At 41.5% G+C, this 15,114-nt stretch carries 14 protein-coding genes; 10 read left to right on the plus strand and 4 right to left on the minus strand.

The features are described from left to right. Nucleotides 1-3 precede the first annotated feature (3 nt). Nucleotides 4-4,227, plus strand: coding sequence for a hypothetical protein (locus Q8M62_RS07330; RefSeq protein WP_304901035.1), 4,224 nt, complete (start codon nucleotides 4-6; stop codon nucleotides 4,225-4,227). Nucleotides 4,228-4,291: 64 nt separating this feature from the next. On the opposite strand, the gene Q8M62_RS07335 is transcribed toward Q8M62_RS07330, so the two are convergent. Next, nucleotides 4,292-5,554 (minus strand): FAD/NAD(P)-binding oxidoreductase, encoded by a 1,263-nt coding sequence (locus Q8M62_RS07335; protein ID WP_304901034.1) that lies wholly within the window; start codon nucleotides 5,552-5,554, stop codon nucleotides 4,292-4,294. Nucleotides 5,555-5,861: 307 nt separating this feature from the next. Between Q8M62_RS07335 and Q8M62_RS07340 the strand changes: the two genes are divergently transcribed. Beyond that, nucleotides 5,862-6,518: a Crp/Fnr family transcriptional regulator gene (locus tag Q8M62_RS07340; protein WP_304901033.1), complete on the plus strand. Its 657-nt coding sequence runs from the start codon at nucleotides 5,862-5,864 to the stop codon at nucleotides 6,516-6,518. A gap of 71 nt (nucleotides 6,519-6,589) precedes the next feature. Here the strand turns inward: Q8M62_RS07340 and Q8M62_RS07345 are convergent, their stop codons facing one another. After that, nucleotides 6,590-7,393: a universal stress protein gene (locus Q8M62_RS07345; protein ID WP_304901032.1), complete on the minus strand. Its 804-nt coding sequence runs from the start codon at nucleotides 7,391-7,393 to the stop codon at nucleotides 6,590-6,592. 381 nt (nucleotides 7,394-7,774) lie between these two features. On the opposite strand from Q8M62_RS07345, the gene Q8M62_RS07350 reads away from it, so the two are divergent. The 5 genes from Q8M62_RS07350 to Q8M62_RS07370 all read left to right on the plus strand — a co-directional run bounded on the left by Q8M62_RS07350 (nucleotide 7,775) and on the right by Q8M62_RS07370 (nucleotide 11,751). Further along, on the plus strand, nucleotides 7,775-8,581 hold the full coding sequence (locus Q8M62_RS07350) for a sulfite exporter TauE/SafE family protein (RefSeq protein ID WP_304901031.1): 807 nt from the start codon (nucleotides 7,775-7,777) through the stop codon (nucleotides 8,579-8,581). An 8-nt stretch (nucleotides 8,582-8,589) separates the two neighbouring features. Next, on the plus strand, nucleotides 8,590-9,462 hold the full coding sequence (locus Q8M62_RS07355; RefSeq protein WP_304901080.1) for a sterol desaturase family protein: 873 nt from the start codon (nucleotides 8,590-8,592) through the stop codon (nucleotides 9,460-9,462). Beyond that, nucleotides 9,444-9,701: a hypothetical protein gene (locus Q8M62_RS07360; RefSeq protein ID WP_092729469.1), complete on the plus strand. Its 258-nt coding sequence runs from the start codon at nucleotides 9,444-9,446 to the stop codon at nucleotides 9,699-9,701. Before Q8M62_RS07355 ends, Q8M62_RS07360 begins: the two co-directional genes overlap by 19 nt. A 73-nt stretch (nucleotides 9,702-9,774) precedes the next feature. Beyond that, complete coding sequence (locus tag Q8M62_RS07365) at nucleotides 9,775-10,110, plus strand: rhodanese-like domain-containing protein (protein WP_304901030.1); 336 nt, start codon at nucleotides 9,775-9,777, stop codon at nucleotides 10,108-10,110. 123 nt (nucleotides 10,111-10,233) lie between these two features. Continuing rightward, nucleotides 10,234-11,751 (plus strand): DUF4394 domain-containing protein, encoded by a 1,518-nt coding sequence (locus tag Q8M62_RS07370; protein ID WP_304901029.1) that lies wholly within the window; start codon nucleotides 10,234-10,236, stop codon nucleotides 11,749-11,751. Nucleotides 11,752-11,804: 53 nt separating this feature from the next. Here the strand turns inward: Q8M62_RS07370 and Q8M62_RS07375 are convergent, their stop codons facing one another. Further along, a complete protein-coding gene (locus tag Q8M62_RS07375; RefSeq protein WP_304901028.1) occupies nucleotides 11,805-12,089 on the minus strand; it encodes a TIGR03643 family protein in 285 nt (94 codons plus the stop codon). Nucleotides 12,090-12,128: 39 nt separating this feature from the next. Between Q8M62_RS07375 and Q8M62_RS07380 the strand changes: the two genes are divergently transcribed. The 3 genes from Q8M62_RS07380 (at nucleotide 12,129) to Q8M62_RS07390 (ending at nucleotide 14,427) form a co-directional block, all read left to right on the plus strand. Further along, nucleotides 12,129-13,598, plus strand: coding sequence for a deoxyribodipyrimidine photo-lyase (locus Q8M62_RS07380; RefSeq protein WP_304901027.1), 1,470 nt, complete (start codon nucleotides 12,129-12,131; stop codon nucleotides 13,596-13,598). A gap of 126 nt (nucleotides 13,599-13,724) precedes the next feature. Further along, nucleotides 13,725-14,102, plus strand: coding sequence for a hypothetical protein (locus Q8M62_RS07385; RefSeq protein WP_304901026.1), 378 nt, complete (start codon nucleotides 13,725-13,727; stop codon nucleotides 14,100-14,102). A gap of 178 nt (nucleotides 14,103-14,280) precedes the next feature. Continuing rightward, nucleotides 14,281-14,427: a DUF2256 domain-containing protein gene (locus tag Q8M62_RS07390; protein WP_304901025.1), complete on the plus strand. Its 147-nt coding sequence runs from the start codon at nucleotides 14,281-14,283 to the stop codon at nucleotides 14,425-14,427. Here Q8M62_RS07390 and Q8M62_RS07395 read toward each other — a convergent pair. Further along, nucleotides 14,424-15,071 (minus strand): sulfate ABC transporter permease, encoded by a 648-nt coding sequence (locus Q8M62_RS07395; protein ID WP_304901024.1) that lies wholly within the window; start codon nucleotides 15,069-15,071, stop codon nucleotides 14,424-14,426. The genes Q8M62_RS07390 and Q8M62_RS07395 overlap by 4 nt on opposite strands. Nucleotides 15,072-15,114: the final 43 nt, after the last annotated feature.

Raw genomic sequence — 15,114 nt, forward strand, 5'->3', positions numbered from 1 at the left:
AACATGGAACCAAGAAGAATTCTTACCCTGATGACTTTTCCCCAGCGATTTGATGGGGAAGAATTGACTGTCAACATTGTCGTAGTGCCGAGAAATAATGACCCCTTCATGCCTTGGCCTACTGGACTTTCCAATCCCTATCCTTCAGAAGTGACTGGATTTGCAAATCTTAATCCCGAATTTCAACTGGCAATAGTAAGAGGTACAGATGATTTTCCTTTGAGCAATGCAACTACGGAAAGCCGAAAACCAATTCTAAGAAAAGTGGACATTATACCTGCAAGTAATAAGGCAGACTTCATCTCACGAGTTGCAAAATCTTTTAAGGTTGAAATTTCCGACACTACAGACAAACTTCCTGATCCAGTACCCCTTGCTGAATCTGGTAAGCGGGGAATAAAAAAATACCTGCCCTTATCTTACAGAAGCCGCTTTAACTTTACAGTGCCTCGTCATCCAAACGCTGTAACTGATGATTCCTACGAATGTGCCGTCAGGGATAAAGTGGAACTAATTGAGAATTATAAACCCAAATCTAACATTAGTTGGGGGAAGGTATTTGCTACGATCCTTAGGCAGCCCCTACTGGCGAAAGCCTGCGGAATGATCTATGAAGTAAAACTGAAAGTCGAACCGGGATGGTTTGAAAACGGTGGATATCTCTATGCTGAAATTTTTGGGGACAAATATGATTTGGCCCAGGGAGAATTGCTGAAAATAGCAGACGGTCCATTGGTTAAGCGATATGCTGCGAAGATCCCTGATCTCAAAATTGGTGACAAAAGACCAGTTTTTGCTCCAGTTTTGTTTCCGGTTTTGTTTCAAAAACCAAGCGATGCTACCGAACCTGTTCCTCCCGGACCTTGGGATGAATTATTTCTCGAAGCGCATCTTTATAATGATGGCTTCGCTAAAATTGTCCATGCCAATCAGGCTGAAAGCGGGAATTTGCTCAAGGAAAAACTAGACGGTCTTCCTCCTCAGTCGGATTCAGGAATTCGCCTTGGTTGGGATGATGAGCAGATTTTGGTGTGGTACCTCAGGCAGATTTTGGAAAATCCGGGAGATGCACCAGGATCCAACAAACGGCTTGACGCAGCTTTGGGAGTGATGGGATACCATATCGATGTCAAAAAGGTAGAGGAAGGAACTGAATGGGAAAGCCTAAACGTCATTCGTGTAAATAAATCTCAAGAGGAGTTAATCGAATCCTTTTCAGAGCAAAAAGTAGAACTTCCATACCAAGTTTATCCTACCAAAATCGCCGGACCGAAAAGCGCGGGATACTGGCTTCCAATGTACTATGCCTACTGGATCGGTAAAAGCTTGGCTACTGAAGATAGGGATGCTATGGAGATTTACAGGACTGATCAGGACCATGGTAAGGAACAGGATGGAGTACAGGCCGGCAAAGTTTCCCCAAATCGTGCCTTAGCGCCCGGGGAAATTAAAACCTTACTGAGGTATGGGAACTCCTATCGATTCAGGATCCGAATGGCTGATATTTCCGGTGGAGGTCCTTTGCTGGATGACATACCACTAAATTCTGCCCCAAGTCCCGAGACCTCAGTTGCCTTCAAACGATTTGTCAATCCGGGTATGCTGAGAATCGATAAACCCGAGAATTACAGAACCCATCGGGCAAATTTTTTCAATTCAATTGATACAGCGGACTCTGAATTCAATGGCAATATTGTTTTGACTATTGAACGGCCACTTTTAGAATATCCTGCGGTAGTATTTACGGACAAGTATCAGAAGAGAGGTATGGACCCAGTTGCGATGTTGAAGGCATTACCGGTTGGTGAGGGGTTAAAACCCGCCCTTCCCGATCCTGATGTTACCAAAGTTAAAATTCTGGTGGAGGTTAAATCTTTAAGAATGGATACCCAGCTCAGTCTGTCCGGCCAGGATAGTTACATCCCTTTGTATTCAAGGGAATGGGATTTTCCATCAGATTTTGAAGGAAAAATTGATCTCGCCATAAATTTTATCGACGTACCGGTTCTCAATTTAGGGGAAGCTGCGGACCCTTTTTTATCTCAAAAGCTTTTGTTTGATCAACTCTCAGCGTCTGCACTTGTCCTCCCGACAGGGCGCCAAGTTAGGGTGTCGCTACGGGCAGTGGCAACTTCAGAAGAGGAGGATTTTGTCTATTTTGGGCATGTCGATTCTGACGAGGATAAAGACAGTCGATTTGGTAAAGTCCAACAATTGATGTTCTACAAGGAGACCAAAAGCGAAGCAGACCTTTTAGTTCCTTACAAAAATGTCCCAGAACTTCAGGCACTTTACCTCAAGCCAGATCCTATCCCTACGCTCAAACAACTAACCATTGGAGCCCGACTTCGACGTAAATCTGAAAATGATCAGCCTGATGTAGTCAAACGAATGGCGGACGCGCTTGGATTGGAATCCAAAGGATTGACACTAATGGCTAAAAAAGGTGAGCGAGTTGCTTTTGGATGCAGTTCAAGAATTCGACACTCCCTAGCTCCGGATGGCAGTAGTATTACTTTCGCCACGAAATCCGATCTCTATTATCATTGGATGACCTGCCTAAGTTACCAACTCAACCGGGATTGGACTTGGGATGGACATGAAGATGTGGCATTTGTGATTCAGCGAAAGCATCGTTTCAGAAGAGAACCTCAAAATGAAATCCGAGTAAATAACTACCTCGATGACATTGAAATCAAGCATACGGTTTCTTTCGAGGCTTTGCAGCCCGACAATTTTGATTCCATAAACAGAGGGTATACACGAGTAATTTACATCGACGCGCTCGAACCAAAAAATGAAAGAAATAAACCAGGTACTAATGAGCCGAGGTATCCGGATGAGCTTTGGGCGGAATATACCATAGTGCCAAAAATGAAAAAAGGCCATGCCTCTGCTCCCGTTGTGAACACTGATTTGCTAAAGTTACCAACTGTGTTGATTCCTTCTCAAACTCCGAAAATTGTCAGTGTCGGATTAGCATTTTCGCCTTATGAAAGAGCGGAGGATTACAGTAAAACCGAGGCGAGGAGGCGATTTCTTTGGGTAGAGTTTGAGGAGCCGATCCAGAATCCAGATGACGCATATTTTTGCAGGATGCTGGCCAATGCTCCGGACCAGTTGATTTCGAATAATGTAGAGGACCTATTTCAGGTTCCAGAAGAAGCATCGCTCAGCCTTGACCCAGAAGTGATTCGGAGAATTATCCCCGGTCAGAGTGATGATAAATCCGGGATCGATGCCATGCAAATGATGATCAAATCCACTGACAGCGATCGACATTATTTGCTGCCGATTCCTGCGGGTCTTCATCCGGAGAGTCCGGAAATGTTTGGATTTTTCACCTATGAATTCAGAGTGGGGCATGCACATTTTATTGATCGGGAAAAGGAGGATGATCAGCTTGGAGCCTTGACTTTTAGCACTGTTCAGGAATTTGAAGTCGTTGGTGGAATACCTAAAGGTAACCTTTGGTCAACGGCACAGGCTAGATTTGGCAGAGAGCTTCGCGTGACAGGAATGCAGCATCCAGTTCCTACTTTGCTGTGCTCCTTGAATAGAAATGAGAACCACATGTATGTCTCAGCGCCATTTGCCAAGGCGGTGTTTCAGGGGAAAAATGTCACATCCAAACCTCCAAGAACCAGCCTCTGGACCTTGCTTTATGCCCAAGTGCATCAGGCTGACGGGTTAGATCACCGGAATATTTTGCTTGCGGAGCGAAGGATGAATATAGATGTAAGGGCGAATACAGATCCAAAGGACCTGAAAAGGATAAATGAACTTACCGAGAGATCCTATTTCAAGCCTGATTTGCCAAAATATGGGAAGGGCCTATTTGAAGCTAATCAAGCGCAACTCTCGTCGGCTACTTTTTTCGCAAACATAAGAGAATCGCATCCTGTGGGAACTGCCGTATTTACTTCCCAAGAAATTGCTGACTACTTGATCGATTTGGGTCTGCCTGAAGACAGTCCCTTGAGTGTCTTGGTAGTTGAAGTTTTTGGGAATATCACAAATCTGCTTCAACACATCAACTATTTTAACCCGAGAAGTCAATCTTTACAAAGCAATGAACTTATGATGGCTGCTAATCGAATGATGGAAGCAGGAAGGCCCGTGGCTGATGATCGGGTTAACCTTGGGGATAATCTGGGTAATTTCCGAATTTTAAGAACTTCCCCATTGACAAAAGTGCCTTTTGTCTGTTGCCCTACGTGTGTATAAGTTGCTAGGCAGATCAAAAAAATAAATCCCGACCATCTCTGGCCGGGATTTTCACTACTTGGTGTTAAGCTTTACCTCGTAGCATCAAGTTCCAATACATGAATGGAAGTCCGTATTTTTTCAAAAGCCACATGCTGTATTGCTCCTTAGTGGTGTCCACGAAAGTGGAAATCAAAGGGTCGCTATCTTTGATATTGTCGTACTTAAATTCGCAAAGGAGCATTTTGCTGTAGCCAGTTACGATTGGACAAGAGGAATATCCGTTGTAGGATTTTTCACCTACTTTTCCGGCTTTGAGGAGCATTAGTAGGTTTTCCACAAGGACAGGCGCTTGCTTACGAATAGCAGCCCCGGTTTTAGCGGTAGGTAAACTTGCTACATCTCCGATTGAAAAAATATTAGGATAACGCTTGTGCTGCATTGTGTGGATGTCTACATCTATCCATCCTTTTCCCGGCCCTTCTTGGATTGAAACCTTAGACTCTTGAATGAATTTAGGAGCCGTTTGGGGTGGGGCCAAATGAAGCATGTCGTACTTAACCTTGATCTCTGTAGCTCCGATTATTTCTTCACCAAGCGGATTTCCTTCCATTATCGTACAATTGCTCTCTCCCGGCTTAGAATATTGAAAGTAGATTTCCTGTTTTTCAGGATCTATTTTAACAGGAGCGTAAAATGGCTTGAAGATTATATTTCGCTCATTGATGATTTTATTTAATGTTTTTGCAAACTCAGGAACTCCAAAAATCACAGTTCCTGGTGTGGCAAACAGTACGTTTGTTTTGTCTCTAACACCTGATTTTCTGAAATACTCCTCTGCCATGTACATGATTTTTTGTGGAGCTCCGCCGCATTTGATCGGGGTAGTAGGCTGAGTGAAAACAGCATTACCTCCTTTGAAATTCTTAAGAACTTCCCAAGTATGTTCTGGATCCGTATAATTAGAACAAACGACGCCTTTATCCATTGCCTCAGTTAAGCCAGGTAAAAGCTCCGGTGCCATGACTAATCCCGGGACAGGGATCAAATAATCATAGCTGAATTCACCCGAATTAGCGGTACTGACTTTGTTTAAGTCAGGGTCAATTCCAGTAGCCTTGTCTTGTATCCAATCCACACCTTTGGGAATGTAATCGGCCTCATCGCGTTCCGTTTCTTTGAAATCAAAAGTCCCTGCGCCCACCAAAGTCCAAGCAGGCTGATAATAATGTTTTGAAGAGGGCTCAATGATCGCGATCTGGAGATTGGAATCTTTACGCTTTAGCTGGGCTGCTATGGTAATTCCTGCTGTTCCTCCACCTATTATTAAAATTTGGTAGTGTTTCATATGATTATTTTTTTTTTTTAAATGCCATCCCGATAGCTATCGAGAGGAATCTCTCATGCTTGCTAATCATCCCAGTGTTTGACTTTTGAGTCATGCCTGTCTGCCTCAGGCAGGCTCGACTTCATAGTATTGGGTTTCTTCTCCCTGAAATTAAAATTACCTAAAAGGAAAATTTGTGATGAAAGTCACTCAAAAAAATGATTTGAACCTTTCGATAGGTTGTTGTAAGGGAATTCTAGACTAAAGTGATTTTTATCACTAAATTCAATTTTAAGTTAATTTCATTTTTGTATTCTAGTACGATAAAATGACGATAGAAAAATTAAAACAAGCACTACCAAATATCACTGATCCCTCATTGCTTCAAGCGATTTTGGACAAAGGTCAAGTGATAAACTTCGAATCCGGAAAGATTTTAATGGAGCCCGGGCAGTTTATCAAAGCTGTGCCGATTGTCATTGAAGGTTCTGTCAAGATCATGCGAATGGATGATGAAGGAAAAGAATTATTTCTTTATTACATCGATCAGGGCGAAACCTGCGCACTTTCGTTAACCTGCTGTACTGCCTCTCGTCCGAGTGAAATAAAGGCTGTCGTTGAGGACAAAGCTGTGATGATTTTTATTCCGATAGAAGTTCACGAGCAGTTTTCGAATGAATACAAGCAATGGAAAGATTTTGTGTCAAGTACTTATCAAATGCGCTTTCAGGAATTGTTGGTAGCGCTTGATGCAGTGGCTTTTAAACGAATGGATGAGCGACTCATGCGTTACATTGTTACTAAAATGAAACAGCATAAAGCCAACGAATTACATACCACCCATCAGGAAATCGCTAATGAACTTGGTACTTCTAGAGAAGTAGTTTCCCGACTTTTGAAGCAATTGGAAAAGAAAAAGTGGATAGAACTCGGTCGAAATGTAATTTACATCAGGGACGATTTTGAAGAATTGATCAGTAAGTAAAAATTGCTTTCTCAAATCATAAAAAAAGCCTGAATCATCATTTCTGATTCAGGCTTTTTTGGTTTTAGACTTTAATTCATGATTAAAAGTGGGATGTGAGTATGATAGGCCATTTGAATGGATTGGCTTTTTTGTACGATTTGATCCCAAAGATTTTTGTGCTCATGACACATGACCAAGATCATATTGTCGTGTTCCTGGAGATATAAATCCAGTCCTTGAGAAGCACTTTCTGCATAGAAAGTGTGAATTCTTACTTGCAAGTCAGGGTATTTCTTTTGAAGAAATCCCTCAATACCCAGGATGGAGAGGTGCTCCTTGAATCCTTTGACAGTTTGAACATGGAGGATTTCAAGGTTTAGTTCCCAACGCCTGCTCATGTCAACGATCCAATCAATGAATTTCTCCTCATGGTTCGCAAATTCCAAGGCAAGTGTTACCTTCCTGATCTCTGCAACATTGGCTTTTGCAGGGACAACTAACACCGGACAATTAGCTTCCTTTATCAAGTTAACTGTAGTGGTTCCGATTAGTGCTTTTTTTATTCCACTGGCCCCTTGGGTACCCATTACAATCAAGGTCGCATTGATCTCATCAGCGATTCGCGCAACACTGATTGAAGTATTACCCTCTAAAATCAGGTAATCGATCGCCACATTGGAGGCTTTGTATTTTTCTGTGATTTCTTTGAGGAGCTTTTCTCCGTCTTTAAACATGGAGTCCACCGCGATCGCTGCCTGAGAGGCAAAGTCGTAGACTACTTCAATGACGTGGACTAAAGTTATTTTTCCATGTTTTTTGTCTGCCATAGAAATAGCAAATTCAAGCGCTCTAATGGAATTTTCTGAGAAGTCGATAGGAACTATTATTTTCATGTTTATATTTTTTGTTTTTTAATTGCAATCCCGATAGCTATCGGGGCATCCCTCTTTGTGTCGCCTTGGGTCATGCCTGTCTGCCTCAGGCAGGCCTGCTTGTGGCAGACAAGCTCGATTTTATGCATTTATAATTTGGTTTTTAATTTCCACACCTTCATGCTTAGGGCAGAAAGGCTCGAACTCACAACCGATTTAATTTTGGAAAATTAAATTTTCAAATTGAGAAAAAACAGGATAATTATCATGTAAATGAATGATTTAACAATTCTTTCACAAAATATTGGATTCCTTTAGTATCCCTTTTATTGTAACAATTGTCACTGCTTTGGGCATTCCAAGCTTTTTACTTTTGTGGCAGATTAATTATAAAAAAAGAAAATGGACGTTGTTACTCTAATTGGTTTTGCCGCTGCAGTTATTATAGGCGTAAGTTTAGGCTTGATCGGAGGTGGGGGCTCAATTTTGACTGTTCCGGTATTGGTGTACATTCTCGATGTAGATCCGGTTTTGGCGACTGCCTATTCTTTATTTGTGGTGGGTTCGACATCCCTAGTAGGAGCTGGGACTTTTATGAAAAAGGGCCTTGTCAATTACAAAACAGCTATAGTTTTCGCGATTCCTTCATTTATCGCTGTTTTCCTCACTCGTAAATTTCTTGTGCCATGGCTTCCTGATCCTCTTTTCACATTAGGAGATACTGCAGTCACCAAGAATGTTGGAATAATGGTCTTTTTTGCTTTGATCATGCTTGCCGCTTCTATTTCCATGATTACCGGAAAAAAATGCAAAGACTGCGATGAAAACGAAGAAATCAAATTCAATTATCCAATGATTGCATTGGAAGGTTCCGTTGTTGGATTGATAACAGGAATAGTAGGTGCGGGGGGAGGATTTTTGATAATCCCTGCCTTGGTGCTTTTGGCAAGGCTTCCTATGAAAATGGCTGTGGGTACATCCCTGTTAATAATTGCAGCAAAGTCACTGATTGGATTTTTGGGTGATCTTTCCACCCAAACGATAGATTGGAAGATGCTGCTGATTTTTACTGGCTTGTCCATCGTCGGAATATTTATAGGAAGTGCTCTTTCTAAGAGAATCAATGAAAAAATTCTGAAAACAGGTTTTGGATGGTTTGTCTTAGTTATGGGTATTTATATCATTGCTAAGGAGTTATTAGCGCTTTAATCAAGATGATACAGGAATATTTCAAAATCTTTCTGGATGGCTATTATGGCTATTGGAATTACCTCAGCTCGGAGATTTTACGTCCGTCTTGGCATAATTACTTCTGGTGGTTGGTTGGCCTTTCAGTAATCGTATGGATGGTAGAATTGATTTTTCCATGGCGAAAAAATCAGGCAGCGATTCGGGAAGATTTCTGGTTGGACGGATTTTATATGTTTTTCAACTTTTTCATCTTTTCACTGATTGTATACAATTCTGTTTCAAATGTTGCCGTGGAGGCATTCAATGACTTCCTTGGATTGTTTGGAATTGAAAATATGGTTGCTATTCAGGTTGGCAATTGGCCTGTATGGGCGCAATTCCTTCTAATGTTTGTGATTGCTGACTTCATTCAATGGAATGTTCACCGCTTGCTGCATCATAATCCTTGGCTATGGGAGTTTCATAAAGTTCACCACTCGGTGACACAAATGGGATTTGCTGCGCACCTAAGGTACCACTGGATGGAGACTATTGTTTATAAATCAATTCAATACATCCCGTTGGCAATGATCGGGTTTGGCTTGGCTGATTTTTTTATATTACATATAGTCACAATCGCCATCGGTCACCTTAACCATGCAAATGTTAAAATCACATATGGTCCTTTAAAATATTTGCTCAACAATCCAGTGATGCACCTATGGCATCATGCCAAGCATTTGCCGGAAGGTAGCCATGGTGTCAACTATGGTATCTCGCTGAGTCTTTGGGATTATTTGTTTGGTACCGCTTACATCCCCAATGAAAATGAAAATGAGCCGCTAGGCTTTGATCATATCGAAGAATTCCCAAAGACCTTCTGGTCACAGATTACCTACCCATGGAACAAAAAGAATTAGCAAAAATCAACCCACTCAATTCTTGGAGCACAGTCCTTATTCTTTGCGCCACCTTGGGATTAGCACCATTTTTCCCTGAACCACATATCTGGGGTAAAATCAAATGGATTTCCGGAGGTGCAGTAGGGATGGAATTGATGGATTGGGGAGATTTTCTCTTTCATGGATTTCCTTGGATTTTGGCAATTCGTCTCGCAATAATTGAAATTAAAAAAAGAGTGAAAGTCAAAACGCTATAAGGTGCTCCGGTGACTTTTATTACTGATTCGGTGGTAGTTGAGCCTGTAAATTTGAAAGAAAAATAAAACAGCCATGTTCAACTTCTTTAGCGCAAAAACAAAAAAATACGAAGACATCCCATCGGGCACTTTCCATGATCTGATGCTTCAGCCTGATACTGTAATCATCGATGTAAGGACCGCCGGGGAGTTTGCCGGAGGAAAAATTAGAGGAGCAAGAAATCTCGACATCATGTCCGCTTCATTTGCCAATCAGGTAAAGAATCTTCCAAAAGATAAAGTATACCTTCTGTATTGCCGAAGTGGAAACCGAAGCGGTCAAGCTTGTGATATAATGGCTGATCTTGGCTTTGAAAAGTTAAAAAATCTCTCCGGAGGTATCATGCGGTGGCCATTTGAGACGGTTTAAATTTTAGGTTAATTTTTGGGTTTAGAGTTAAAAAGGTGAGTCATTCGGCTCACTTTTTTTGTTTTCACCAAATCCGGTTTTCATTCTTTTCTCGTAGTTCTTTTCAAATTAAACTCTACTACTATGATAAGAAAACCTTTTTTTCTCTTGGCTTTAGCTATGGCATTAATGACTATCACCTTGGTGTCCTGTGATAATGAGGAAAAAATGCCCCTCATCGAAATGCCCGGAATGACTCCTAATGCAAGCTTTACAGCCCTGGCTGAAGGAAATCAGCTCTATTATTATCAGGACGGAAATTTAAATGTGCCTGCTCAAATGCTTAGTATTTCTGGCTTAGGCTCAGGTGAAGCTATCATTTCAATTGATTATCGTCCTGCAACAGGTCAACTGTACGGATTAAGTTCCGGAAGTAGACTTTACACAATTAATGAAAAATCAGGTGTTGCTACTCCTTTGGGCATGGGACCATTTTCTCCCGCAATTGAAGGGAATTTTGCATCATTGGATTTTAATCCTATAGTGGACCGAATCAGGTTAGTCGCGGGATCCGGTCAAAACCTTAGACTTCATCCGGAAACAGGCGCTGTAGTTGCTACCGATGGAAGAATCAACGGTGGAATGAATCCAAGTATCGGAGCGGTGGCTTATACCAACAGTGTCTCCGGAGCCACCTCAACCATTCTTTTTGATATTGATATCAACACAGATAAGCTATACCAGCAAGTCCCTCCAAATGACGGTGGATTAATAGAAGTAGGAAACTTGGGCGTGGATTTTGGAAATCAGGTTGATTTTGACATCAATCCGGATAATTCACTGGCACTGGCAGTAAACAGAGTGACAAATGAAACCAGACTGTACACCATCGATCTTGCTAAAGGTTCAGCTACTTGGGTAGGTGTTTTCACCCAGCCTGTGATCAGCCTCGCATTCAAAACCAATCCGGTAGCGTATGCTGCTGATGCTTCAGGAAAGCTTTATCGGTTCAATCCAATGAGTCCCCAGCCTTCGATGGTGGATTTTCAGGGTCTAGCTATGGGTGAGCGGATTGTTGGACTGGACTTCAGACCAGCAAATGGACAACTTGTGGCTGTGTCCAGCGCAAGTCAATTGTATGTTGTGAACACTTCAAATGGAATGTTGACAAAAATCGGTAATCCATTGATGCCAATGATTGCAGGTAATACAATCGGTTTTGATTTTAATCCTACTGTGGATCGGATACGCTTAGTAACCAATTCCGGTCAAAATTTAAGGCTTCATCCTGATTTGGGAACGGTTGTCGCGACGGATGGCATTTTAAATCCGGGCACGCCAAGTATAGCGGGAGCAGCATATACCAATAATTTCGCAGGAGCTACTGCCACCACACTGTTTGTATTGGATCACACTACAGATATTCTTTACACTCAGGTTCCACCAAATGAGGGTGTACTAGTGCCAGTAGGTCCATTGGGAATCAATGTGACAGGTGAAAATGGATTCGACATTGGAGGTAATTCCAATGCTGCTTTCGCAGTCTTGACTGTAGGAAGTGCTACAGGAGTTTACAGCATTAATTTAATGACCGGAGCTGCAACAAAAGTTTCAGATTTGAATTTTACTCCATCAGCAATGGCTGTTGGACTTGGATTTTAGGAATAGAAAGTTGGGTTAGTTGAGTTTAAAGGGCCGGTTTATTAATCGGCCTTTTATCTTTTTGATATTTTGTTCAGGGCAATTCCCCGCTGCATCCGTGAATGAAACGTATCCATGTCATCAGGACTTTTTTTCAGATGTTTTGTAGCACGTCCCTGCACGCGTGCGCGCCACATTTTGAAGGAACTTCGCTTCATGTTCCGACGCATGATTTCGATAGTCTCCCCCTCGGTTATACCAAATTGACCCAGTATGGCATCAAAAGGAGTTCTGTCTTCCCAAGCCATCTCTATGATCCGATCGATATCCTCGATCGATAGTTCCTTATTTTTTGTCATGTCAGTCAAACTTTACGTAGCACTGAAAGTTTCCCATAAGTGAATAAAATTTCCATTGTATGGCTTAAAAGAGATCTCAGGTTAAGTGATCATGAGCCTTTAACAGAAGCTATTTTAGCAGGATTTCCGGTGTTGCTGATCTATTGCTTTGAGCCAAGCTTAGTGGCAGCTCCGCAAAGTGACCTTCGCCATTGGAGATTTGTGTGGGAAAGTCTGGAAGATCTTAATGCACGGCTGAAGTCTTTTCAAGCCTCAGTTGCTGTTTTTTACTCAGAAGCATTAGATGTCTTTGAAAAGCTGAGTCAGGAAGTTCAAATCCAAGCTGTTTATTCCCATCAGGAAACCGGCATTAAAATCACGTTTGATCGAGATTTGCAAATGGCTGATTTTTTAAAAAAAAGCGGAATCGAATGGAAGGAATATACCCAACAAGGGGTACAGCGTGGCAGAAAAAACCGCGCGCACTGGAGAAATTCATGGTTTGGCTTTGCAAAAACTTCACTCAAAAATACAGATTTCAAAAAAGCAGTATTTTTCACTCTTTCAAGGCGGTTTTGGGAATCACATCCGCAAAGGCCCATCCCGGAGGCATGGAAAACGCCACATCCTCAGATGCAGCCAGGTGGCGAATCCAAAGCAAGAATGTACCTCAAAACCTTCCTGGATGATCGGGTCAAAAACTACAACCGACACATCAGCAAGCCTGAACTCAGTCGTAAAGGTTGTAGTCGCCTTTCACCCTATTTGGCTTGGGGCTGTCTCTCGATTCGGGAAGTTTACCAGCTTTCGGAGTTAAAGTCCACTGCTGGATTTCAATCCCGAAACTTCACCAACTTCCAATCCCGACTCCGATGGCATTGCCATTTTATTCAGAAGTTTGAGTCAGAAAGTCGGATGGAGTTTGAACCCATTAATCGGGGTTTTTTCAAATTTGAATATCAAGAGCGAAAGGATTGGATTGTTGCATGGGAAAACGGACTTACAGGTTTCCCCTTGGTGGATGCCTGCATGCGTTGCCTGAGAGAGACTGGTTATCTCAACTTCCGAATGCGTGCGATGGTAGTTTCATTTCTTACGCATCATCTTGCTCAGGATTGGAGGTCCGGCAAAAACCATTTGGCTAAGATGTTTTTGGATTTTGAGCCTGGCATTCATTATCCCCAACTGCAAATGCAGGCTGGTGTGACGGGGATCAATACTGTAAGGATCTATAATCCAATCAAACAATCTCAAGATCATGATCCAGATGGGATATTTATCAGAAAATGGTTGCCTGAATTATTCAAATTGCCCAATACGCTGATTCATACTCCTTGGGAATTAACTCCTATGGAGCAGCAAAGTCTAGGGTTTCAGTTGGGCTCAGATTATCCATTTCCCTTGGTGAATTCTGAAACGGCAGCTGCAGCGGCTCGTGATCGAATTTGGGGAGCACAAAAGGATCCTGAGGTCGTGAAGGAATCAAATCGCATTGTAGAAAAGCATACGTTACCCAATCGCTGGGCCTGATCATATAGATGATATCAAATGCATGACGATTCAGCAGATTTATAATAGTTTTAAAAAATAAGTCGTGGGGACGATCGTTTTTACCTAAGATTTAAAATTTCATGTCCATTGATTAAAATAAAAACAATGAAAAAGTCAACCATTCATAAGTTATTGTTGATGTGTATTTTTTTTACATTGCCTAAATTCTTGAGTGCACAGTCACCAGATAACTCTCCTGAAATTTTGACTCAAAGAGTAAGTAGATTTTCTTCCCCTTTCGAGCCTTGGAATGCCTTCAGAGGTGAGTTAAAATTGAAGGATTCAGAAATGACATTCACTCCAAAAAATGCTAAAAATAGGGGATCATTTCTGCTTGAATACAAGGATTTAATTTCTGTAAAAAGGAGATGCCTTCTCATTTTCCCTAATTACATTGTGATCACAGATAAAAATTTTGCGAAATATAAAATTGGAACTTACAGACGAAAGAAAATAGTAGAAACCATAAATTCGAAAATTTAAAAACTTTTAGGGAAGTTTCATTATGCCTTTTCTGTGAAAAAAATGGCTAAAGTTAAAAGTCCTGAATTTTTACTTCAAAACTTTTATTCCAACTGAATAGACAGTGTTTCAAATCCTCTTACAGAGACTGGTTTTCTAGCATTCCACTAGTAGACCAATAAAAATCAAGTACTTATTCATGAAAAAGGAACACCTACCCGAAAAGATCTGCATTGTCTGTAAGCGGCCCTTTACTTGGAGAAAAAAGTGGGAAAAGAACTGGGAAGTGGTGAAATATTGTTCGCAGCGCTGCAATGGTGATGCCAAAAAACTTCGAAAAGCTTAGCGGTATGCCCCAATATAGAATCCAAGCCAGAGAAGAAGGGGTAGGAAGTAGGCGATCAGTACAACTAAAGCACTTTCTTCGATAGTTCTCCTGCTTATGGCATGAAAACCCAATACCCAGATGGCACCGTAGATCAGTTCGAATACATTGAGGACAGAAAGAGGATAATGAAACTTTTCCGCAACATTACTTGGCCCAACGAGCCAAAGCACTGAAAGTGGTTCGAAATTTTGAATATCGAAATAGCTGACACTGCTGGAAGGATTCATATAAACCAGTAATCTGAGTAGCTCAGGAAAAATAAAGACCATCTCAGCTACCAAAGCAAATCGCCAAAGTTCTTTAAAATTGGCTTTGTATCCTACCATTAGGCCCATAGACCAAAACAGAAAAGCAATTACCGTGAACTTCCAAAGCAATGCAAATGGCGTCCATACGTAACCAAGAGAATTGAAAATATGGAAAAACATCAAGCCTCCCTGTGATTCCAGCGATTCATAGCCGGGGATTGATTCAAGGATCAGCGTGTTGGTCAAGTACCGGATGACCAAAAAAATGATCAGAAGTAGAAAAAAATAAATTCGTTTATCGAAATCTATTAGCTCTTTCAGTCGTTGTGCTAACGGTGAAGTGGGTTTTGCCATTTTCAATTGTTAAAGTAACCAAATCTAAATGATTGTTTGGATT

Origin of the sequence: Algoriphagus sp., from assembly GCF_030694375.1 — a bacterium.
In the GTDB taxonomy this organism is placed as follows: domain Bacteria; phylum Bacteroidota; class Bacteroidia; order Cytophagales; family Cyclobacteriaceae; genus Algoriphagus.

Bases quoted from the DNA above. Each gene is read 5' to 3' on its own strand.
- Q8M62_RS07330 (WP_304901035.1), top strand. From the start codon at position 4: ATGGAACCAAGAAGAATTCTTACCCTGATGACTTTTCCCCAGCGATTT.
- Q8M62_RS07335 (WP_304901034.1), bottom strand. From the start codon at position 5,554: ATGAAACACTACCAAATTTTAATAATAGGTGGAGGAACAGCAGGAATT.
- Q8M62_RS07340 (WP_304901033.1), top strand. From the start codon at position 5,862: ATGACGATAGAAAAATTAAAACAAGCACTACCAAATATCACTGATCCC.
- Q8M62_RS07345 (WP_304901032.1), bottom strand. From the start codon at position 7,393: ATGAAAATAATAGTTCCTATCGACTTCTCAGAAAATTCCATTAGAGCG.
- Q8M62_RS07350 (WP_304901031.1), top strand. From the start codon at position 7,775: ATGGACGTTGTTACTCTAATTGGTTTTGCCGCTGCAGTTATTATAGGC.
- Q8M62_RS07360 (WP_092729469.1), top strand. From the start codon at position 9,444: ATGGAACAAAAAGAATTAGCAAAAATCAACCCACTCAATTCTTGGAGC.
- Q8M62_RS07365 (WP_304901030.1), top strand. From the start codon at position 9,775: ATGTTCAACTTCTTTAGCGCAAAAACAAAAAAATACGAAGACATCCCA.
- Q8M62_RS07370 (WP_304901029.1), top strand. From the start codon at position 10,234: ATGATAAGAAAACCTTTTTTTCTCTTGGCTTTAGCTATGGCATTAATG.
- Q8M62_RS07375 (WP_304901028.1), bottom strand. From the start codon at position 12,089: ATGACAAAAAATAAGGAACTATCGATCGAGGATATCGATCGGATCATA.
- Q8M62_RS07385 (WP_304901026.1), top strand. From the start codon at position 13,725: ATGAAAAAGTCAACCATTCATAAGTTATTGTTGATGTGTATTTTTTTT.
- Q8M62_RS07390 (WP_304901025.1), top strand. From the start codon at position 14,281: ATGAAAAAGGAACACCTACCCGAAAAGATCTGCATTGTCTGTAAGCGG.
- Q8M62_RS07395 (WP_304901024.1), bottom strand. From the start codon at position 15,071: ATGGCAAAACCCACTTCACCGTTAGCACAACGACTGAAAGAGCTAATA.